The organism is Serratia plymuthica NBRC 102599 (assembly GCF_001590925.1).
Classification (GTDB): Bacteria; Pseudomonadota; Gammaproteobacteria; order Enterobacterales; family Enterobacteriaceae; genus Serratia; species Serratia plymuthica.
Window position 1 is genome coordinate 79808 of the sequence record NZ_BCTU01000011.1, and the last position, 21621, is coordinate 101428.

Sequence of the window (21621 nt, forward strand, 5' to 3'; positions counted from 1 at the left end):
CTCCTTATTGCTGCGGCGTGGGGTTGGCTGAAAGCCAGTTAGCCAGCTTACAGTATTGCGCCACAGAAATATTCTCTGCTCTTAACGTCGGATCGACACCTAATTCCGTCAACTGCTCTGGGGTGAACAGATCGCCCAGGCTGTTGCGAACGGTTTTCCGGCGTTGGTTGAATGCCTGAGTGGTAATGCGGCTAAGCATACGCACATCACCCACCGGGTTTGGGTTCACCTGGTGCGGCACCAGACGTACCACGGCGGAATCCACTTTCGGCGCCGGCGTGAACGAGGTGGGCGGCACTTCCAGCACCGGAATCACGTTGCAGTAGTACTGCGCCATCACGGTCAAACGCCCGTAGGCTTTGCTGTTCGGGCCTGCAACCAGGCGGTTGACCACCTCTTTTTGCAACATAAAGTGCATGTCGCGAATGGCCTGAGTATAGCTGAAAAGGTGGAACATCAGCGGCGTCGAAATGTTGTACGGCAGGTTGCCAAACACGCGCAGCGGTTGGCCGGCCTGCTCGGCCATCTCGGCGAAATTCACCGTCATGGCATCTTGCTGGTGAATGGTCAGTTTGTCTTTCAGCTGCGGGTGGTTTGCCAGGCGGGCCGCCAGATCGCGGTCCAGCTCAATCACCGTCATGCGGTCCATGCGTGCGCCTACCGGCTCGGTCAGTGCGCCCAGGCCGGGGCCGATTTCAACCACCGCTTCACCCGGCATCGGGTGAATGGCGGAGACAATGCTATCGATGACAAACTGATCGGTTAAAAAGTTCTGTCCAAAGCGTTTGCGGGCAAAGTGCCCTTGGTGGACTTTATTATTCATTACAATTAATTATCATTTTAATGGCGAGATTCAAGGCCGTTTTGAAACTGCCCGCATCGGCGGTGCCGGTGCCTGCAAGTTCTAAAGCGGTACCGTGGTCGACCGAGGTACGGATAAAAGGCAAACCGAGGGTAATATTTACCGCCCGGCCGAACCCTTGGTATTTTAGCACCGGCAGACCCTGATCGTGATACATCGCCAGCACAGCATCGGCATGTTGCAGATACTTGGGCTGGAACAGGGTGTCCGCCGGTAGCGGGCCGATAAGATGAATACCTTCAGCTCGCAGCGTATCGAGCGCCGGGATGATGGTATCAATCTCTTCGCGCCCCATGTGGCCGCCTTCCCCGGCGTGCGGGTTCAGCCCACAGACATAAATCTGCGGCTGGGCGATGCCAAATTTGGTTTTCAGATCCTGGTCGAGTATGCGGATGACTTCGAACAGGCTTTGACGAGTGATGGCGCCCGGCACCGCCAATAACGGCAGGTGAGTGGTCGCCAGCGCTACGCGCAGTTCTTCGGTTGCCAGCATCATCACTACGCGTTCGCAACCGCTGCGATCGGCAAAGAATTCGGTATGGCCGATAAAGGGCACGCCGGCGTCGTTGATCACGCCTTTGTTCACCGGGCCGGTAATCAGCGCGGCGAACTCGCCGTTCAGGCAACCATCGCAGGCGCGTGCCAGGGTGTCCACCACATAGGCGCTGTTGCCCACGTTCAGCTCGCCCGCGACCACCGGCTGGGCGGTGGCGACCGGCAGCACCGTCAGGGTACCCGCGCGCTGCGGCTGGGCGGGTTGTCCCGCCTGATAGTCGCGAAGCTGCAACGGCAGGTTCAACTGCCGGGCGCGCTCAAGCAACAAGGCCGGATCCGCGCACACCACCAGTTCAACAGGCCAATCCTGTTGCGCCAGCGCTGCCACTAAATCCGGCCCAACCCCGGCAGGCTCGCCGGGGGTGATGACTATGCGATTATTGTTGTGCATTACCGTCGAGGATCTTCACGTAAGCCTGTGCACGTTGTTCCTGCATCCAGGTCTGCGCTTCTTCAGCAAACTTGCGGTTGAACAGCATGCGGTAAGCGCGATCTTTCTGCGCGGCGTCGGTTTTGTCCACCTGGCGGGTATCCAGCAACTGAATCAGGTGCCAGCCGAAGGAGGAGTGCACCGGTTTGCTGACTTCGCCTTTGCTCAGCTTCATCAACGCATCGCGGAAGGCCGGATCGTAAATGTCCGGAGAAGCCCAGCCCAGATCGCCGCCCTGCAACGCAGAACCCGGATCCTGAGACAGCTGTTTGGCTTCGTCAGCAAACTTGGCGTTACCGCTCTTGATGGCTTCGGCTACTGCCTGAAGCTTGGCGCGAGCCTGATCGTCGGTCAGCACCACAGAAGGTTTCAGCAGAATGTGGCGTGCATGAACCTCGGTGACGGACACGGACTGGTTGGCACCGCGGATATCATTCACTTTCAGAATGTGGAAACCGACACCGGAGCGGATCGGGCCGACCACGTCGCCTTTTTTGGCGCTGGCCAGTCTTTCGGCAAACAGGGTAGGGATTTCCTGCAGCTTGCCCCAGCCCATGTTGCCGCCTTTCAGCGCCTGTGAGTCGGCAGAATAAGAGATCGCCAGTTTGCCGAAGTCGGCGCCGCCGTTGATTTCACCCATCAGTTTTTTGGCCAGGGCTTCCGCTTCGTCAACCTGCTGCTGCGACGGGTTTTCCGGCAACGGGATCAGGATATGGCTGATGTTCATCTCGGTATCGCTGCCGTTCTGGGCACCAACCTGTTTTGCCAGTGCGTCGACTTCCTGAGGCAGGATAGTGACGCGACGGCGCACTTCGTTGTTGCGCACTTCAGAAATCAGCATTTCCTTGCGGATCTGGGAACGATAGGTGTTGTAGTTCAGCCCTTCGTACGCCAGGCGGCTGCGCATCTGGTCGATGCTCATTTTGTTCTGTGCGGCGATATTGCCGATGGCTTTGTCCAGATCGGCGTCGGAAACGGCGATCCCCATTTTCTTGGCCATCTGCAGCTGGATGTTATCCATAATCAGACGTTCGAGGATCTGGTGACGCAGCGTAGCGTCATCCGGCAATTGCTGGCCGGCCTGTTGCGCGTTGAGCTTCACCGACTGCAACAGACTGCTAACGTCGCTCTCAAGCACTACGCCGTTATCCACGACGGCGGCGACTTTATCCACTTCTTGGGGTGCTGCGAACGCGGTATTGGCGCAAACCACCAATCCGAGAATAAGCGTTCTCCAGTTCTTCATACATTTCCCATTCTGTAATCCGCAAATGCGGGTGAAAGTTGTCGTTTTCAAAGTGTTACAAAGTATCAAAACGCACGCTGGTAAGGCAGAATGCCGGAACGCAGCATTTCCGCGGAGCCCAGGCTGTGATCGCTGCTCAGGCCACGCAGTTCGATATTGAATGAAACTTTGTTGTCATAAACGCTGCTTTGGTTGCTGTTGTTCCAGTCGGTGATCTTGCGTTCATAGCCCAGAGTCACCGCCCAGCAGCAGGTGTTGTACTTCAGACCGAGCAACTGATCGGCGGACTGTTGCGCGCGGGTGTCGTAGTAATAAGCGCCCACGATTGACCAGCGATCGACAATCGGCCAACTGCCGGTTACGCCCACCTGAGAGATCCCGTCCTGATAAGCTGGAACCTGCCTGGTGTTCAGCGCCGTCTGGATATATTCCGGCGTTGCGTAGCGGTAGTTCAACTGCAGAACGCGTTCAGCGTCCTGGCGGTACTCCAGCACGCCGTTGCCCAATGAGATGCTGTTCAGGCGCGTATCATACTGCAGCCCGCCACGCAGTCCCCAACGATCGTCAATCTTCCAATAGGTATCGCCAGCCCAAGCCAGGCTGCCGGTATTATCGTTGTTGTCGTAGTTCGTCGTCTGGTCGCCGGTACGCGAACGGCTGAAGTAGTAGATTTGACCCACGGAAGCGTTAAAACGTTCAACCAGCGCGTCATCATAAATTCGCGTGGTTAAACCGGTGGATACACGGTTCTGCGAGGCGATGCGATCCAGGCCGCTGTATGTCCGGTCGCGGAACAGGCCGGAGTAGTCGGTCTGCAGCAGCGTGGTGTCGTAGGTGTAGATGTTGCTTTGGTCGCGATAAGGCACGTACAGGTACTGGAAGCGCGGTTCGAGGGTCTGGGTAGCGCCTTCTGTCCAGATCATCGGGCGCTCGAACACCAGCTTGCCGTCGACCTTGAACTGCGGTAGCACACGGTTGACCGAGTCTTGCAGGTCTGGCGCGTCGTTGCCGGTACGGCTCTTGTAGTTGTTGGCAAAGCCGTCAGGAATATCCTGCTGATAATGGGTGGCCAGCAGTTTGGCTTCGGTGTTCAGGCTGGCCCAACCGTTGGTCAACGGCAGATTGAGCGTCGGCTCCAGGTGCAAACGGGTCGCATCCGGGCTGTAGGGGTTCACGCTGGTGAACTTGGCCGCCTGGCCGTAAATGCGTAAATCGAACGGACCGAGATCGTTTTTATAGTAGTTCAGGTCCAGCTGCGGCTGAACCTTGTACGAATCCGATTGGCTGCGGTCGGTGTCGTCATAGATCTGGAACTGCTTGGAGCTTAAGGTGGCATCCCAGTTGTCGATGGCATAGCCGACGCTGAATTTCTGCGTTGCGTAACCGTCGGTGGTTGAGCCGTATTTCGAGTCCAGATCGGTAAAGTATTTGGAGTCGCTGACTTTGGTGTAGTCGACGTTGAAACGCCACACCTGATCCATCACGCCGTTGTGTTTCCAGAAGAACAACCAACGGGTGCTGTCGTCAGGGTTATCCTTGCTGTATTCCTTGTCGTCCGGCAACCAGTCGAACTCCATCAGGCCCAGGCCGGGTTGCACCAGATAGCGGAATTCGTTCTGCCACTGCAGGCCACGTTTGGACATGTAGTGCGGTGTGATGGTAGCGTCGAAGTTAGGCGCGATGTTCCAGTAATACGGCAACATGAACTCAAAGCCATTGCTGCTGCCGTATTTTGCATTCGGGATCAGGAAACCTGAACGGCGTTTATCGCCGACCGGCAATTGCAGGTACGGGCTGTAAAACACCGGTACGCCACCGATTTTGAAACGGGCATTCCAGACTTCGGCCACCTGCTCTTCGCGGTCGTGGATCACTTCTGAACCGACGACGCTCCAGCTGTTGTCGCCAGGCAAACAAGAGGTGAAGGTACCGTTTTCCAGAATGGTGTAACGGTTGGCGCCGCGCATCTTCATTTTATCGGCGTCGCCACGCCCCTGACGGCCTACCATTTGGTAGTCGCCTTCATAGACGTCGGTATCTTTGTTGTTCAGATTTGACCAGGCTTTCGGGCCTTTCAGCTTGATCTGATTGTCGCTGTAGTGCACGTCGCCGGTCGCAGTCACGGTGCGCACCGGTTCGGCTTGCCCCGGAGTTTGCGTCTGGTTCAGTTCCACTTGCTTGGCGGTCAGGGTGCTGTTGCCTTGTTCAATATTCACGTTGCCGGTGAACAGGGCGCTTTTCGGATAGTCTGCTTTAGAGTCATCCGCATTGATAGTGACAGGCAGGCTGTTCGGATCGCCGCTGACCAGCGGTTTGTCATAAACAGGGACGCCAAGCATGCATTGCTCGGCCAGATCAGCCAGCGCGTGCTGACTGTAGAGTGCCGTCCAAATCATTGTGGCCAGCAGTGTTGGGAAACTTTTTTTCATACGCGGTTTTGGTGTTCCGTCATCAGAGGCGTCATGTCCGGCAAACGGTCAGAGACTATATCACTCATCTGCGTTGCGCTAGTGTTAAATCCTGCCGTTTACTTGCGTCGTCGTTAGGCGCAAAGATAAATGACAGGTATGATAATCCAAATCCTGGGAAAAATCGCCTTAACCCTTATCTAAGACACAAGGGAGCCGGCGGCTTTCGGCATGATAATTGAGGAGTATATGCAGTATTGGGGAAAACTGCTCGGGGTCATCGTTGCCATTTGGGCTGGCGCGGGATTCTGGGGTGTAGTTTTGGGGCTGATTGTCGGTCATATGATCGACACTGCGCGCAGCAACAAGCGCAGCCGGGGCTTTTTCGCCGATCAGCAAACGCGGCAAACGCTGTTTTTCCGCACCACTTTTCAGGTGATGGGTCACCTGACCAAATCAAAAGGGCGCGTTACCGAGGCGGATATTCAGATCGCCAGCCTGTTTATGGATCGTCTGCAACTGCACGGGGAAGCCCGTACGGCGGCGCAGCAGGCGTTTCGCGAAGGCAAACAGAGCCAGTTCCCGCTGAGAGAGACGTTGCAGCAGTTCCGCAGCATCTGTTTCGGGCGTTTTGACCTGATTCGGATGTTTCTGGAAATTCAAATCCAGGCGGCGTTTGCCGACGGCTCGCTGCATCCGAACGAACGTCAGGTGCTGTATGTGATCGCTGAAGAACTGGGCATTTCACGCGCGCAGTTCGATCAGTTCCTCAGCATGATGGAAGGCGGGCGCCAGTTTGGCGGCGGGCAGCAGGGCGGCTATCAGCAAGCGCAACGCGGACCGACGCTGGAGGATGCCTGCAAAGTGCTGGGCGTCAGCAGCAGTGACGATGCCACCACCATCAAGCGTGCCTACCGCAAGCTGATGAGCGAACATCATCCGGATAAACTGGTAGCGAAAGGTTTACCGCCGGAAATGATGGAAATGGCCAAGCAGAAAGCGCAGGAGATTCAGGCGGCGTATGACCTGATCAAGCGCGAGAAAGGCTTCAAATAAGAAAAAGGGCTCAGCATGCTGGGCCCGTTTTAAATGCGATTCAGAAATCCGGTTCGGCGCGGAAATGCATCGGCGTCAGGAATGCCGGGTGGGTGATGCGCAGTTCCTGCGCATGCAGTTGCAATCGCGGCGCCATTGCCTTGGCTTCGGGATGCGCATAGAACCCATCGCCGAGGATCGGGTGGCCCAGCGCCAGCATATGCACTCGCAACTGGTGAGAGCGGCCGGTGATCGGCGTCAGTTTTACCCGTGTACTGCCATCGGCATCGCGCGACAACACCAGATACTCGGTTTGCGCCGCTTTGCCGGTTTCGAAACACACCTTCTGCAGCGGCCGGTTCGGCCAGTCGCAAATCAGCGGTAAATCCACCAGCCCTTCATCGTGCTCCAGATGGCCCCACACGCGGGCGATATAGGATTTCTTCGGCTCGCGCTCGCGGAACTGACGCTTGAGCTCACGCTCTGCGGCCTTGTTCAGCGCCACCACAATCACTCCGCTGGTCGCCATGTCCAGGCGATGTACCGATTCGGCCGCCGGAAAGTCCGCCTGAATGCGCGTCATCAGGCTGTCTTTGTTTTCCGGCGCGCGGCCGGGCACCGACAGCAGGCCGCTGGCCTTGTTGACCACGATAATGTGCTCATCCTGATACAGAATATGCATCGGGTCCTGAGGGGGATTGTAGGGTTCCATCTTGGCTCCGCTGAAAGTGACCGCCCGGGGAACCGGAGTTCCCCGTGCCGCAGGTTACTGGTGAGTGACCACCACCAGACGGATAGCGTCCAGACGCCATCCCGCTTCATTCAGGTTGACCAGTACCTGTTTACGGTTGAACTCCAGCGCTTCCACTTCGTCATCACGGATGTTCGGGTTAACCGCCTTCAGCGCTTCCAGACGCGCCAGTTCGGTGCTCAGCTTGTCATCCGCTTCTTGTTTCGCCTGTTCAATCAGCGCGCGCGCCTGGTCTTCAACCAGGCTTTCCGCCTGTTGCAGCATGGCATGTACGTCCTGCTGTACGGCGTTGACCAACTTGCTGGATGTATGGCGGTTGACCGCGTTCAACTGACGGTTGAAGCTTTCGAATTCGACCTGCGCCGCCAGGTTGGTGCCTTTGCGGTCCATCAGCATGCGGATTGGCGTCGGTGGCAGGAAGCGGGTCAGTTGCAGGTGTTTCGGCGCCTGCGACTCCACCACGTACACCAGTTCGACCAGCAAGGTGCCGACCGGCAGCGCCTTGTTTTTCAACAGGGACACCGCACAGCTGCCGGTATCGCCGGACAGGATCAGGTCCAGGCCGTTACGGATGATCGGGTGTTCCCAACTGACGAACTGCGCGTCTTCACGCGACAGCGCCTGTTCGCGATCGAAGGTGACGGTGCAGCCGTCTTGCGGCAGGCCAGGGAAGTCCGGCACCAGCATGTGATCGGACGGCGTCAGCACAATCAGGTTGTCGCTGCGATCGTCCTGGTTGATGCCGACGATGTCGAACAGGTTAAGCGCAAAGCCCACCAGATTGACGTCGTTGTCCTGATTGGCGATGGCCTCCGCCAGTGCCTGAGCTTTCTCGCCGCCGTTGGAGTGCATTTCCAGCAGGCGATCGCGGCCCTGCTCCAGTTGCGCTTTGAGGTGATCGTGCTGTTGGCGGCAGGCGTGAATGAATTCGTCCAGCCCTTCATGCTCGGTCGGCGCAGCCAGGAAGCCGATCAACTGCTCGTAACCGCTGTCATAAATGGTGCGGCCGGTCGGGCAGGTGTGCTCAAAGGCATCCAGCCCTTCATGGAACCAACGCACCAGCACCGCCTGAGCGGTGTTTTCCAGGTACGGCACCATGATTTCAATTTCATGCATCTGGCCGATACGGTCCAGACGGCCGATACGCTGCTCCAGCAGATCCGGGTTGAACGGCAGATCAAACATCACCAGGTGGCTGGCGAACTGGAAGTTGCGGCCTTCGGAACCGATCTCCGAGCACAGCAACACCTGGGCGCCGTCTTCTTCTGAAGCGAAGTAGGCGGCGGCGCGGTCACGTTCGATAATCGACAGCCCTTCGTGGAACACCGCAGCGCGGATCGCTTCACGCTCACGCAGCACCTGTTCCAGTTGCAGCGCGGTGTCGGCCTTGGCGCAGATCACCAGCACTTTCTTATCGCGGTTGGCCACCAGGTAGTCCAGCAGCCACTCCACGCGCGGATCAAAGTTCCACCAGGTGGCGTTCTCGCCTTCGAATTCCTGGTAGATTTGCTCTGGGTACAGCATATCGCGCGCGCGCGCTTCAACCGTTTTCTTCGCCCCCATGATGCCGGACACTTTGATGGCGGTCTGGTACTGGGTCGGCAGTTGCAGCTTGATCTGGTGCAGATTGCGATGCGGGAAGCCTTTAACGCCGTTGCGGGTGTTGCGGAACAGCACGCGGCTGGTGCCGTGGCGGTCCATCAGCATGGTGACCAGCTCCTGGCGCGCCTGCTCGGCGCCCTCGGCGTCGCTATTGGCGGCCTTCAGCAGCGGTTCGATGTCCTGCTCGTCGATCAGTTCGCCCAGCATGTTCAGCTTGTCATCGGCCAGACGCTCGCCGCTCAGCAGCAGGGTAACGGCATCGGCGACCGGGCGGTATTTTTGCTGTTCGCTGACGAATTCTTGGTAATCGTGGAAACGGCTCGGATCCAGCAGGCGCAGACGGGCGAAGTGGCTTTGCTGGCCAAGTTGTTCCGGGGTTGCGGTCAGCAGCAGTACGCCGGGGATGTGTTCCGCCAACTGTTCGATGACCTGGTATTCGCGGCTTGGCGCGTCTTCGCTCCAGGCCAGGTGGTGGGCTTCATCGACCACCAGCAGATCCCACTGGGCGTCCGCCAGCTCTTCCAGGCGCTGCTTGTTGCGGCGCACGAAGTCCAGCGAGCAGATCACCAGCTGTTCGGTTTCAAACGGATTGCTGCTGTCGAGTTTGGCTTCCGAGTAACGGCTGTCGTCGAACAGCGAGAAATAGAGGTTGAAGCGGCGCATCATTTCGACCAGCCACTGGTGCTGGAGCGTTTCCGGCACCACGATCAGTACGCGCTCGGCGCGGCCCGCCAGCAGTTGCTGATGGATGATCATCCCGGCTTCGATGGTTTTCCCCAGACCGACTTCATCCGCCAACAGTACGCGCGGCGCATGGCGCTGCCCGACTTCATAAGCGATGTGCAACTGGTGGGGGATCAGGCTGGCACGCATGCCGCGCAGGCCGGCGAACGGCAGGCGATACTGCTCGCTTTGGTATTTACGCGCGCGATAACGCAGGGCGAAGCGATCCATACGGTCGATCTGGCCGGCAAACAGACGGTCCTGCGGCTTGCTGAAGGTCAGCTTGCTGTCCAACAGCACTTCGCGCATCGCCACGCCGCTTTCCTGGGTGTCCAGGCGGGTGCCGATATAGGTCAGCAGGCCGTTATCCTCTTTGACCTCTTCTACCTGCAGCTCCCACCCTTCGTGGTTACTGATGGTGTCGCCCGGATTGAACATCACGCGGGTGATTGGCGAGTCACTTCTGGCATAGAGGCGGTTTTCACCGGTGGCGGGGAAAAGCAGGGTAACCATGCGCACATCCAGCGCCACGACGGTTCCCAGACCTAATTCGCTTTCCGTATCGCTGATCCAGCGTTGACCAAGTGTAAAAGGCATATGTTGTTGGCTCGATTCTTTTTAAGTAAGTCTTGTTACCGGGCGGGAAGGGCCGCGGCACCTGTATCAAACGTTTGCTAATCCCGGTTTATTTTAATTTGACGGGCAATAGCTGTTCACGCCATGCGGGCGTCGCGAGACGGCATGGGCGCAGCGTGGTTCAGAATTTGGGAAGGGCGCTATGGTAATGGAAGGCGGCGCGTTCGTCACCTGCAAAACCCGATGATTTTTCTTAACCCTTCGCCAAAGCCCGCATGGCGGGCGCAATGTCAGAACAGCCCCATCTGCCCGGTGACCAGCGTGGTAAAATCGTCATGCAGAAAAGGGAGTATAGCGTCTGCCACCGGTTGCAACTGACGGTCCAGATAATGTTGGTAATCTATTGCCGACTGCTGGGTCTCCAGGGGTTCCGGCCCGGCCACGGTCATGACGTAGCTGATCCAGCCGCCGCTCTGGTATTGCAGCGGTCGACCCTGTTGACGATTATAGTCGTCGGCGATACGTGCTGCGCGGACGTGCGGCGGCACGTTGCGCTGATACTCTTCCAGTTTCCTGCGCAGGCGCTTGCGGTAGACCAGCCGATCGTCAAAGTCGCCGTTAAGCGTTTTGCTGACGTATTCACGCACAAAATCCTGATACGGCTGCTGTTTGAATATGCGCTGGTACAGCAACTGCTGGAACTGTTGCGCCAGCGGCGTCCAGTCGGTACGCACCGTCTCCAGCCCTTTGTAGACCATTTCTTCGCTGCCGTCGGCTTTGACGATCAGCCCGGCATAGCGCTTTTTACTGCCTTGCTCGGCGCCGCGGATGGTGGGCATCAGGAAGCGCGAGTAATGGGTTTCAAACTCCAGTTCCAGCGCGTTCTCCAGCCCGAATTGCTGCTGAAGATGCTGCTGCCACCATTGGTTAACCTGTTGCACCAACGCCCTGCCAATCTGTGCCGCTTGCTGTTCGCTGTGCGGTTGCCTGAGCCAGACGAAGGTAGAATCGGTGTCGCCGTAGATCACCTGATAGCCCTGTGCCTCGATCAGTTCGCGTGTCTGGCGCATGATCTCATGGCCGCGCAGGGTGATCGACGACGCCAGGCGGGGATCGAAAAAGCGGCAGCCGCTCGATCCCAACACGCCGTACAGCGCGTTCATGATGATTTTTAAGGCCTGGGATAACGGCTTGTTCTGTTGGCGTTTTGCCGCCTCGCGCCCTTGCCAGATCTGTTCGACGATCGCCGGCAGGCAGTGTTTATCGCGCGAGAAACGCGCGTGGCGAAAACCGGGTACCGAATCGGCATCGCCCGGGTGCTGCATGCCTTCTACCAGCCCGACCGGATCGATCAGGAAGGTGCGGATGATCGACGGGTACAGGCTTTTGTAATCCAGCACCAGCACCGAGTCATACAGGCCGGGTTGGGAATCCATGACAAAGCCGCCGGGGCTGTGTTCCTCCGGCTGCTCGCCGAGGTTGGGCGCCACAAAACCCAGCCGGTGCATGCGCGGCATATACAGATTACTGAACGCGGCCACCGAACCGCCGCTGCGGTCCGCCGCCAGCCCGGTGACGGTCGCGCGCTCCAGCAAGAAGGTCAGCAGCTCGGCTTTGGCGAAAATCCGCGTGACCAACTCGCAGTCCTTCAGGTTGTAGCGCGCCAGCGCCGGTTTGTCTTCGGCGAAGCGCCGATCGATTTCCGCCATCCGCTGGTAGGGGTTATCGATGGATTTGCCTTCTCCCAGCAGCGCCTGCGCTACGTATTCCAGGCTGAAAGAAGGGAAGTTCCAGGTGGCGGATTTCAACGCTTCTATGCCGTCGATAATCAGCCGCCCGGCGGCAGAGGCGAAAAAGTGATTCTGCTTGAAGCCGTGTTCGCGCCATTCCAGCAGGTTGCCGCCACGGCCCAGCCGCAGAGGGATTTGGTAGCGCTCGGCGTGTTTTTGCAGCACGCGCAAATCGAACTGCACCAGGTTCCAGCCGATGATGGCGTCCGGATCGTGCCGTTCCAGCCACTGATTCAGCCGTTCCAGCATCTGTGGACGGCTGGTGCAGTATTCCAGCTCGAAATCCAGCGGTTCATTGCCGCCGTTGGCCGGCCCCAGCATGTACACCTGGCGTTGACCGCACCCTTCCAGCGCTATTGAATACAGCTCGCCGTGGGCGGTGGTTTCAATGTCCAGCGAGACCATTTTCAGCGTCGGGCGGTAATCCGGCGCCGGTTTCATCTGGCCGTCGAGCAGTGGGCCGCTGCCATTGGGCCGGCCGCTGAACCACACCGGCGCGGTGATAAAACGCTCCATCAGGTAGCGCTCCGGCGGGCGGATATCGGCTTCGTAGACATTGACGCCGCCGTCTTTCAGCAGCTTTTCCAGTTTGATCAATTGACGGTGCTGGCGGCAATACAACCCCAGCACCGGGCGGTGATGGAAATCGGTCAGCGGCAGGGTTTTCAGCTCCAGTTGCCGCTCTTCACGCAGCAACAGCTCAGCGCGCTGGCGCTGTTCGGCGGGGATAAAGGCTACGGAGTTTTGCGGTGGCAGGCGAAGTTGCTGCGGCCCGTGGTCGGTCGCCAGCCAGAACTCCACCTCGGTACCTGCGGGCGTATCGCGCCAGTGGCGGGTGAGCAGAAAACCCTGTTGGAGTGACATCACGCGGTTCCTGAGAAGCTAAACTGAAAGGGGATAGGCATAAGTTACAGTATGGGTTTTTATACAGTCATTGTCCATTGCCGGGCGGTTCCGCTAAAAACGCATACAATTCATCGGTTGACTCACTTCCGACCGCACCGGACAATCCCACGCCCACGCGCTTTTGATAACGAGTAGAGGTTTATGGAAGCCTATTTGCAGCATCTGATCACCCAGTCATTGGCTTTCACTCTGATGGTCGTCATGTTTGTCGCGTTTCTGGAATCGCTGGCGCTGGTTGGGTTGTTACTGCCCGGCACGGTAATGATGGCCAGCATCGGCGCGCTGATCGGCAGCGGCCAGGTGGATTTCTATTACGCCTGGGGCGCGGGGATCCTCGGTTGCCTGCTGGGGGACTGGATCTCGTACTTTATCGGCCGCGCTTTCAAGGGGCCGCTGCACCGCTGGTCATTTCTAAAAAAGAACAAGGCGATGCTGGACAAGACCGAGCACGCGCTGCATCAACACAGTATGGCGACCATTCTGATTGGCCGTTTTGTCGGCCCGACGCGTCCACTGGTGCCGATGGTGGCCGGGATGCTCGATCTGCCGCCGTACAAATTCGCCCTGCCTAACATTATCGGCTGCATCACCTGGCCGCCGGTCTATTTCTTCCCGGGTATTTTGGCCGGCGTGGCGATAGACATTCCTGCCAGCGCCAACAGCGCGTTATTCAAATGGTTGCTGTTTGCGGTGGTGGTGCTGATTTGGCTGGCCGCCTGGTTGAGCTGGCGTTGGTGGCGTGAAGGCAAGCGCAGCGCCGATCGGCTGAGCGCCTGGCTGTCGCCGGTGCGGTTGCGGATGGCCTGCGTGCTGAGTTGGGTGCTTGCTTTCGGCGCCTTTTATTCCCTATACCAACAGCCGTTGATGCCGGTGTATCGTCACCTGTTGTGGAAAGTACTGGCCGGTTGATATCCCCGTTGTTTTTCACGCGGCAGCGAACAATGCTGTCGCGTGAAATTCATCGGGGATAAGGCTTTGGTACTTGTCCACATTACTGGAAGAACGCTTCCAACTGCTCAAACACCCGCACGTCTTCGCTGTGGCGTTTCACCTGCAGCACGTCCTCGAGTTTTTCTACCTGGCTGATCATCTGCACCAGCCGTTGATCGTCCGCCACCAATAGCCAGATCCGGCTTTGTTTGCCGTCTTTCAGCGGCATGCACAGGATGCCTTCCACGTTGAAGGCGCGGCGCGCAAACAGACCGCACACGTGCGACATCACGCCGGGATGGTTGCGGACCGCCAGCTCAAGGATCACCTGTGGATTATTGTGTTGTTCTGACATGGCTTATTCTCCAATCATGTCGATGTTGGCGGCGCCCGGCGGCACCATCGGGAAGACTTTTTCATTGATATCGATCAGCGCGTGGATCAGGCACGGGCCAGGGCGTTGGATCGCCTCGGCCAGCGCGGCCTGCGGATCTTCTGCGGCGTTCAGATCGCAGGTGTCCAGCCCGAACCCGGCGGCAATCTTGATAAAATCTGTGCGTTTCGGGTAGGCGGCGGCAAAGATGCGCTGCTGATAGAACAGGGTTTGTTGCTGATGCACCAGCCCCAGCGCCTGATTGTTCATCAGGATAATCTTCACGTCCAAATCGTGTTCGACGGCGGTAGCCATTTCCTGGATGTTCATCATCAGGCTGCCGTCGCCGGAGAAGCACAGCACTTTGCGCTGCGGTTCGGCCAGCGCCGCGCCGATAGCCGCCGGCAGGCCGAAGCCCATGGTGCCCAGGCCGCCGGAGGTCAGCCACTGGCGCGGCCGGCTGAGTGGATAGGCCTGGGCCACCCACATCTGATGCTGGCCCACGTCGGTGGTGATGATGGCGCTTTCATCCACGCAGCGTGCGGCGGCCAGCACCAGCCCGTAGTGGCTCAGCGGATCTTCGGCGTTTGGCATGCTGAACGGGAACTCGCGTTTCAGGCCGTTGACGGTGTCCAGCCACTCGCTGCGCGGCTGCGCTTCAATCTGCGGCAACAGCTGTTGCAGCACCTGGCCGACGTCGGCATGAATGGCAATATTCGCCTGCTTTACCTTGCCCAGTTCGGCGCGGTCGATATCCACGTGGATGATGCTGGCGTTAGGGCAGAACTGTTCGGTTTTGCCAATCGCCCGATCGTCAAAGCGTGCGCCCAATACGATCAGCAGATCGGCTTCCTGCAGAATAAAGTTGGTGCTGCGGGCCGCATGCATCCCCAGCATGCCCAGTGACAACGGGTGCTGCACCGGCATGGCGCCCAGCGCCATCAGCGTCATGGTGGTCGGCAGGTTGGCGCGTTCGGCCAGCTCAATCGCTTGTTGGTAAGCGTTGGCGCAGATAATGCCGCCACCCAGATACAGCACCGGGCGCTTGGCCTGGTTGATCATTGCGGCGGCTTGCGCCACTGCTGCGGCTTCGAAGGCCGGCGCTGCGTCAGGCACCGCGACGGGCGGCAGTTCATCCAGAGTGATCACTGCCGTTTGTACGTCTTTCGGCACGTCAATCCATACCGGGCCGGGGCGGCCGGATTCGGCGATGCGGAATGCGTCGCAGATCACCTGCGGCAGTTCGCGGATGTCGCGCACCAGGTGGTTGTGCTTGGTGATGGGAATCGAGATGCCGTAGGTATCCACTTCCTGAAAGGCGTCGGTGCCAATCATGGAAGAGGGCACCTGGCCGGTGATGCACACCAGCGGGATGGAATCGAGTTTGGCGTCGGCGATGGCGGTGACCAGGTTGGTCGCCCCCGGCCCGCTGGAGGCGATGCAGACCGCCGCCTTGCCGTTGGCGCGTGCCATGCCCTGCGCCATAAAGCCTGCGCCCTGTTCGTGGCGTGCCAGCACGTGGTGAATGCGGGTGCTTTGGCTCAGCGCGTCATACAGCGGCAGTGCCGCACCGCCGGGAATGCCGGCTACGGTGGTGATGCCCTGGCGCTCCAGCAAATGAACGATCAGTTCTGCGCCGGTGAAGCGTTGGCCTTGATGTGGCGTGCCCGAAATTGCCATGTTCCTATCCTTTCTCAGGGCCGGTTCGCTTTTCTGGGCAGGGAGCTAAAACAAGAAACCCCGCCCGGTTTGCGCCGGCGGGGTTTGGGAATCGATGCGTTGATTCGGACCCTACGGCGCATTGCCGACGACCACCACCACACGCACGACGACCATCACCGCGGCTGGTAGCGCGGTAACTAGTAGGGTCGAAGTCAGCGAGGATGCGATCACAGGGAACCTTATCATCAGTAATAAAAGTCAGGTTTTTATAAAACCACAGGCGAAAAATTCGCACAACAGGTTTATTCGTCCAGCATAAAAAACGCGCTGCAGATCACGGTTTGTGCGAAATGCCCAGCACCCGGGCTTCCGGCGCGCTGCCGTCCAGCAGCGCCTGCGTGGAGCCGTCGTAATAAATACGCCCGTCGACCACCAACAGGGTGCGCGGCGCGATGCGTGCGGCGTCATCCAGGTTGTGCGACACCATCAGCAGCGTCAGGTTGCGTTGGTCGCAAACCTCTTGCAACAGTTGCAGCATCTCATTGCGCAGCGCGGGGTCGAGCGCCGAGAAAGGTTCGTCGAGCAGCAGGATGGGCTGCTGGCGGATCAGGCAGCGAGCCAGGGCTGCGCGCTGGCGTTGGCCGCCGGAAAGCTGTGACGGCAGGCGCTGCAGATGCTCCTCCAACCCCACCTGGCGGGCAATCTGCGCCAACTGTTGTTGCTGGTCCGCGTTAAGCCGCAGCCCGGGGTCAAGGCCCAATCCGATGTTCTGCGCCACCCTCAGGTGGGCGAACAGGTTGTTTTCCTGAAACAGCATCGAGACCGGCCTTTTGGCCGGCGGCGTGCCGGTGTGGTCGCTGCCGTTCAGCAGCAACTTGCCGCTGGCGGCCGGCAGGAAACCGGCGATCAGGCTGAGCAAGGTACTTTTACCCGCGCCGCTGGGGCCGAGCACCGCGACACGTTCGCCCGGCCGGATGCGCAGATCAAAGCGCATCGGCAGGTGTTCATACAGATAAGTCAGTTTTTCAAGCGTCAGCATGGCGCCCCGGTAAGCGTTCGATCAGGGTAAACAGCAGGAAGCACAGCAGCAGGAGCAACAGTGCGGTGACCGCGCCGTCATTGCTGCGATAGGCGCCGATCTGCTGATACAGGTAAAAAGGCAGGGTGCGGAACTGCTCGTTGCCAAACAGGGCAACCACGCCGAAATCGCCGATCGACAGCACGCAGGCGAAAGCCAGCGCCTGCGCCAGCGGGCGGCGCAGCGCTTTCAGCTCGATCCAGCGCAGCCGCTGCCAGCCGTGCATACCCAGCGACAGGCACAGCGGGTTATAACGCTCGGCCAGGTCTCGCATCGGGTTTTCCAGCACCTTCAGGGCGTAGGGTACCGCCATCAGCGCATTGGTGAGGATCACCAACGCATAGGGCGATTGCGGCAACCCGACAGTATCGCTCAACAGCAGGAAAAAACCGGTGGCCAGCACGATCCCCGGCATCGCCAGAATCACCATGCCGCTCAGTTCAAGCGTTTGGCCCCAGCGCAACCGCTGTTGCAGCTTCAGTTCTCGGCTGCTCCACAGCAGCATCATGGTCAACACCACGCACAACGCGCCGGCACCGAGGGCGATACGCAGTGACGTGAACAGCGCTTGCCACAGCACCTGCTGTTGCAGGACGCTGACCATCGTCTGATTGGCGCCATCGGCAATCACCGCCAGCAGCGGGGGCAACAGCAACAGCAGGGCGGCGGCGATCAGCAGAAAATCGCTGGCGCGACGCCACAGGCTGTCTTCGGGATTGCGCCAGATGTGGGCCTGAGTACTACCGACCGGCAGCGCCTGGCTCAGCCGCTGGCTGAGCACGACCAGGCCCAGACAGCACGCCAACTGGATCAGCGCCAGCAGGGCGGCGCGGCTGAGATCGTAGTCATAGCTCAGCGCCTGGTAGATCGCCAGTTCTATGGTGGTGGCCTGCGGCCCGCCGCCCAGTGACAACACGGTGGCGAAGCTGGCGAAACAGAGCATGAAGATCAGCGCGCCGCTCGGCAGGATTTGGCGGCGCAACGCCGGCCACTCGACGAAGCGGAACTGTTGCCAGCCGTTCATGCCGAGCTGAGCTGCCAGTTGGCGCTGTTCGACCGGAATGTTTTCCAGCGCCTGCAGCAACAGGCGGGCGGCCAGCGGCAGATTGAAGAACATATGCGCCAGCAGGATGCCCTGCAGACCATAGGGGGAAAAACTGTAGTTGATGCCGAGCCAGCCGCACAGCAATGCCAGCCAGCCCTGTCGGCCATACACGCTGAGCAGGCCGAATACCGCCACCAAGACCGGCAGCACCAGCGTCATGGCGCACAGACGCAGCAGCAACAGCCTGCCGGGAAAGCGGCGGCGGTATAGCGCACGTGCCAACGCGATGGCGGGCAGCACCGAGATCAGCGCAGACAGCAACGCCTGCCAGAAGGTAAAGCGGACTACGTGCCACAGGTAGCTGTCCTGCCACAGGCCGCGCCAATCGCTTTCCGGCGCGTGCCGCCACAGCGAGCCCATCGCCAGCGCGGCGACGGTCAGGATCAGGCCGGCGGCCAGCAGCCCCGGCCAGAGCCAGTGCGGGATCAGCGGCTGACGGCGGTTTGCCATGCCCGGATCCAGTTACCGCGTTGTTTGGCGACCTCTTCGGCGCTGTATTGCAGCGCGGTCTGGGGTACGGTCATTTGCTCAAAGCCGGCCGGCAGTTGAGTCTTGATCACTGGGTACATCCAGTTACCGGTTGGGATGGTGTTCTGGAACGCCGGGGTCACCATAAACTGCATGAAGCGCTCCGCCAGTTCAGGCTGCTTGCTGGCCTTGAGTTTGCCTGCCACTTCCACCTGCAGATAATGGCCTTCGCTGAAGTTGGCCGCGGCGTAGCTGTCTTTCTTCTCTTCGATCAGATGATAAGCCGGGGAGGTGGTATAGCTGAGCACCAGATCGCCTTCGCCTTTCAGGAACAGGCCGTAGGCTTCACTCCAGCCTTTGGTGACGGTGACGGTTTTCTTCGCCAGTCTCTGCCAGGCTTCCGGCGCGTTATCGCCAAACACTTTCTGCATCCACAGCAGCAGGCCCAGGCCTGGGGTGCTGGTGCGCGGATCCTCGTAGATCACCTTCCAGTTTTGATCGCTGTTGACCAGTTCCTGCAGGCTTTTTGGCGGGTTCTTCAACTTGTCTTTGTTGTAAACGAAGGCAAAGTAGCCGTAGTCATAAGGCACGAAGGTTTTATCCTGCCAGCCGCCCGGCACGCTCAGTTTGGCGCCGTCAACGCGGCTTGGCGCGAATAAACCGGTTTGTTGCGCGGCTTGCAGCAGGTTGTTGTCCAGCCCCAGCACCACGTCGGCGGTGCTGTTTTTCCCTTCCATGCGCAGGCGGTTAAGCAGCGAAACGCCGTCTTCCAGCGCGACGAATTTCAGCTCGCAGTTGCAGTCCGCTTCGAACGCTTTTTTCACCGCCGGGCCAGGGCCCCAGTCGGCCGCGAAGGAATCATAGGTGTAGACCGTCAACGTGGGCTTGGCAAACGCCGAAGCGGCACACAACAACAGTAATAAGGGCAGGCTTTTTTTGACCACTTTGCACTCCTGAAAGATAAGGGGGCAAAGGTATCTGAGGGCGAGGTGATTAAACCGGGTCGCTATGCTCAAATCCCTCCGCCGGTATTGACCGGATCAGGTTCGACGGGTTTGTTCTCAGCAAAACCTGCACGCCGCGTTTTCATCGCGCCGCCGCCGTTTCGCACCCCGTTGAGACGGCGCTATTGTAGAGATTAACGGGCGCCGGCGAAAGGCGCTTATGCTTCCGGCGGCGCAAACCAGGCGGATTTAAAATCAAACCAGCCAAGGGTGTTCATGCGCACACCGCGCATGCTGCGCTGGCCGTGCAGTTGCAGCCAATGATGAAACAGCGGGTGTAACTGGTGACCGTTGACCAAGCGTTGGCAAAAATCCGCCAGCGGCAGGGCATTGGCGCGCCACAGCGCCGCATCTGCGGCGAGATCGTCATTCATGCAGTGCTGCATCAATGGCAACTCATACAGGGTGGCGAACAGCGAGAACTCCAGCGGCAGGTAGAAGTTGGCGCTACCCAGCCACAGATCGCTGGTGGCCTCTCCTTTATGCCAGGCGTCGTAGCTCACCGTCTGCACGTTAAGTCGCACCCCGTGCAATGCCAGCAGCGGTTCAATTGCCTGTCGAATGGCGTGAAATTCCGAGTGTTCACTGTAGTAGGTCAGCGTCAACTCGGTCAGCCCGGCCGGCTTGGGTTGTTGCGCCAGCGCGCGATTGTGATGCCAGCGCGGCAGGATGCCATAGGCCGGTGACCAATAGCGTTGATAAACCGGTCCGGCGTTGCCCAGCAGCGAGATGGGATTAATCAGTTCGCACAGCCAGCTGCGAATGGCCGGATCGGCCGCCAAAGGAGAGCGCTGATCGAACAGCAGGAAATAGCAGCCTTCCTCCAGCCGGCTTTCCAGCTCGTTGTTGCCGGTGTCATCCGCCTGCAACTGCACGCCGGAATGCACCAACTCTTCGGTGAGCTCCGGCAACACCCAGATATTCACCTCATCAATCAGTGCCCGATAGCCGAAGTAGTCATCGAAGGCGTGGATTTTCATCTGGCTGCGGTGGTTGCGCACCACGCTGTACGGCCCGGTGCCCACCGGATGGCGCGAGAACTTCGGCATGCTTTGCCACTCGCGCGGCAGGATCATGGCAGGCACGCTGCCCAGCAGCCAGGGCAGCCAGTAATCGGGGCTGTGCAGGTGCACGTCAATCACGAAAGGCGTCGGTGAGGCCACGCTCTCGATATGCGAAAACAGCGGTTGAGGGATCAGACGAGTGAGGGAGCTGATCACATCGTCCATTTCCAGCTCGCGGCCGTGATGAAAATGTATCGCCGGGCGCAGATAAAAACGCCAGTGCAAAGGCGTCAGCGGCTGCCAGTGATGCGACAGGTCCGACTCAAGTTCCCCGTTTTCCTCGTTTATCCGCGTCAGACCGCTGAAAATCTGCCGGGCCAGGTGAGTTTCCGAGCGTCGTAGCGCCGAGCCGGGCAGCAGGTTGTACAGTTGGCGATAGTAGAGCACGCGCAGGATGTGTTTACCCTGCCGAAAGCTGCGCCCAAGTTGGGACAACAGCATCTGCCGTACCACGTTTTTATCGCCGACCAGTTGCACCAGTTGATCGATGCGGTCTTGCTCCAGCAGTTCCTCCGCTCTCTGCTGCTGCAGGGCCAGGCCGGTATAGTGGAAGGTCAGCCGCGAGCGCTTGCCGCGCCCCGATTCCGCCTGCCAGGTCAGCCACCCTTGCTGTTGCATGGCGCCGAGCAATGAACGCACGTGACGGCGCGAGCAAGTGAGCACTTCGGCCAACTCTTGCAGCGTGGTGTCGGTGGTCTCGCCGTGGCAGCGCTGCCACAGGCGAATGAACTGTTGTTGCAAACGTGAGGTAGACATAAAAGAGGAACACTCCGGCATCAATTCATCAATTTATCTTTCCCCATATTACGCCGATAATTTTCATCAATGAAAGGGGGAGGGCGAATGATGAAAGCTTTCTTGTCAAAACAGTTCTATCAGCGCTACTTCAGCGCGGTGCGCCGCCAGCATGCCGACTGGCTGGGCCTTGTGCCTGAACAAGCCCGGCTGGAGATGCTGGCTCACCTGACCCAGTGGGATATCAAGGATATGACAGACAAGCAATACCGCGAGCACCTCTGAGGTTGCGGTAGCAAAAATGTTTCTGAGTAATGG

At 59.1% G+C, this 21621-nt stretch carries 17 protein-coding genes and 1 riboswitch; of the genes, 3 read left to right on the forward strand and 14 right to left on the reverse strand.

Annotated elements, in window-relative coordinates; translation table 11 throughout:
• Nucleotides 1-4: 4 nt before the first annotated feature.
• The 4 genes from rsmA to lptD all read right to left on the reverse strand — a co-directional run bounded on the left by rsmA (nt 5) and on the right by lptD (nt 5522).
• Nucleotides 5-823, reverse strand: coding sequence for a 16S rRNA (adenine(1518)-N(6)/adenine(1519)-N(6))-dimethyltransferase RsmA (rsmA, locus tag SPL01S_RS07690; RefSeq protein WP_004950073.1), 819 nt, complete (start codon nt 821-823; stop codon nt 5-7).
• On the reverse strand, nt 816-1808 hold the full coding sequence (pdxA, locus tag SPL01S_RS07695; protein WP_063198676.1) for a 4-hydroxythreonine-4-phosphate dehydrogenase PdxA: 993 nt from the start codon (nt 1806-1808) through the stop codon (nt 816-818). Before pdxA ends, rsmA begins: the two co-directional genes overlap by 8 nt.
• On the reverse strand, nt 1795-3093 hold the full coding sequence (gene surA, locus SPL01S_RS07700) for a peptidylprolyl isomerase SurA (RefSeq protein ID WP_006323564.1): 1299 nt from the start codon (nt 3091-3093) through the stop codon (nt 1795-1797). The genes pdxA and surA overlap by 14 nt, the downstream gene beginning before the upstream one ends.
• Before the next feature lie 65 nt (nt 3094-3158).
• Nucleotides 3159-5522, reverse strand: coding sequence for an LPS assembly protein LptD (lptD, locus tag SPL01S_RS07705; RefSeq protein ID WP_062869607.1), 2364 nt, complete (start codon nt 5520-5522; stop codon nt 3159-3161).
• Nucleotides 5523-5750: 228 nt separating this feature from the next.
• Here lptD and djlA point away from each other — a divergent pair, with 228 nt between their 5' ends.
• Nucleotides 5751-6557, forward strand: coding sequence for a co-chaperone DjlA (gene djlA, locus SPL01S_RS07710; protein WP_062869608.1), 807 nt, complete (start codon nt 5751-5753; stop codon nt 6555-6557).
• Between the two features lie 40 nt (nt 6558-6597).
• On the opposite strand, the gene rluA is transcribed toward djlA, so the two are convergent.
• From rluA to SPL01S_RS07725, 3 genes are all read right to left on the reverse strand, one after another.
• A complete protein-coding gene (gene rluA / locus SPL01S_RS07715) occupies nt 6598-7248 on the reverse strand; it encodes a bifunctional tRNA pseudouridine(32) synthase/23S rRNA pseudouridine(746) synthase RluA (protein ID WP_062869609.1) in 651 nt (216 codons plus the stop codon).
• Between the two features lie 54 nt (nt 7249-7302).
• Nucleotides 7303-10209 (reverse strand): RNA polymerase-associated protein RapA, encoded by a 2907-nt coding sequence (rapA, locus tag SPL01S_RS07720; protein WP_063198679.1) that lies wholly within the window; start codon nt 10207-10209, stop codon nt 7303-7305.
• A 269-nt stretch (nt 10210-10478) separates the two neighbouring features.
• Nucleotides 10479-12842, reverse strand: a complete 2364-nt coding sequence (locus SPL01S_RS07725; protein WP_063198682.1) for a DNA polymerase II — start codon at nt 12840-12842, stop codon at nt 10479-10481.
• A gap of 183 nt (nt 12843-13025) precedes the next feature.
• Between SPL01S_RS07725 and SPL01S_RS07730 the strand changes: the two genes are divergently transcribed.
• Nucleotides 13026-13793 carry a DedA family protein gene (locus tag SPL01S_RS07730; RefSeq protein WP_063198685.1) on the forward strand — a complete coding sequence of 256 codons (768 nt, stop codon included), beginning with the start codon at nt 13026-13028 and terminating at the stop codon, nt 13791-13793.
• Between the two features lie 82 nt (nt 13794-13875).
• Here the strand turns inward: SPL01S_RS07730 and ilvN are convergent, their stop codons facing one another.
• The 7 genes from ilvN to sgrR all read right to left on the reverse strand — a co-directional run bounded on the left by ilvN (nt 13876) and on the right by sgrR (nt 21324).
• Complete coding sequence (gene ilvN, locus SPL01S_RS07735) at nt 13876-14169, reverse strand: acetolactate synthase small subunit (protein ID WP_004950087.1); 294 nt, start codon at nt 14167-14169, stop codon at nt 13876-13878.
• A 3-nt stretch (nt 14170-14172) separates the two neighbouring features.
• Nucleotides 14173-15867: an acetolactate synthase large subunit gene (gene ilvB / locus SPL01S_RS07740; RefSeq protein ID WP_062791259.1), complete on the reverse strand. Its 1695-nt coding sequence runs from the start codon at nt 15865-15867 to the stop codon at nt 14173-14175.
• A gap of 111 nt (nt 15868-15978) precedes the next feature.
• Nucleotides 15979-16095 (reverse strand): ilvB operon leader peptide IvbL, encoded by a 117-nt coding sequence (gene ivbL / locus SPL01S_RS25195; protein WP_208295193.1) that lies wholly within the window; start codon nt 16093-16095, stop codon nt 15979-15981.
• Nucleotides 16096-16183: 88 nt separating this feature from the next.
• Nucleotides 16184-16888, reverse strand: coding sequence for a thiamine ABC transporter ATP-binding protein ThiQ (thiQ, locus tag SPL01S_RS07745; protein ID WP_004950092.1), 705 nt, complete (start codon nt 16886-16888; stop codon nt 16184-16186).
• Nucleotides 16875-18482: a thiamine/thiamine pyrophosphate ABC transporter permease ThiP gene (gene thiP, locus SPL01S_RS07750; RefSeq protein ID WP_063198687.1), complete on the reverse strand. Its 1608-nt coding sequence runs from the start codon at nt 18480-18482 to the stop codon at nt 16875-16877. Before thiP ends, thiQ begins: the two co-directional genes overlap by 14 nt.
• Entirely contained in the window at nt 18458-19444 is a 987-nt protein-coding gene (gene thiB / locus SPL01S_RS07755; protein WP_063198690.1) for a thiamine ABC transporter substrate binding subunit, read from the reverse strand. The genes thiP and thiB overlap by 25 nt, the downstream gene beginning before the upstream one ends.
• 55 nt (nt 19445-19499) lie before the next feature.
• A riboswitch (TPP riboswitch) is annotated at nt 19500-19625 on the reverse strand.
• 37 nt (nt 19626-19662) lie between these two features.
• Nucleotides 19663-21324 (reverse strand): HTH-type transcriptional regulator SgrR, encoded by a 1662-nt coding sequence (gene sgrR, locus SPL01S_RS07760; RefSeq protein ID WP_063198692.1) that lies wholly within the window; start codon nt 21322-21324, stop codon nt 19663-19665.
• Between the two features lie 87 nt (nt 21325-21411).
• Between sgrR and sgrT the strand changes: the two genes are divergently transcribed.
• Nucleotides 21412-21588, forward strand: coding sequence for a glucose uptake inhibitor SgrT (gene sgrT / locus SPL01S_RS24460; protein ID WP_006317577.1), 177 nt, complete (start codon nt 21412-21414; stop codon nt 21586-21588).
• Nucleotides 21589-21621: the final 33 nt, after the last annotated feature.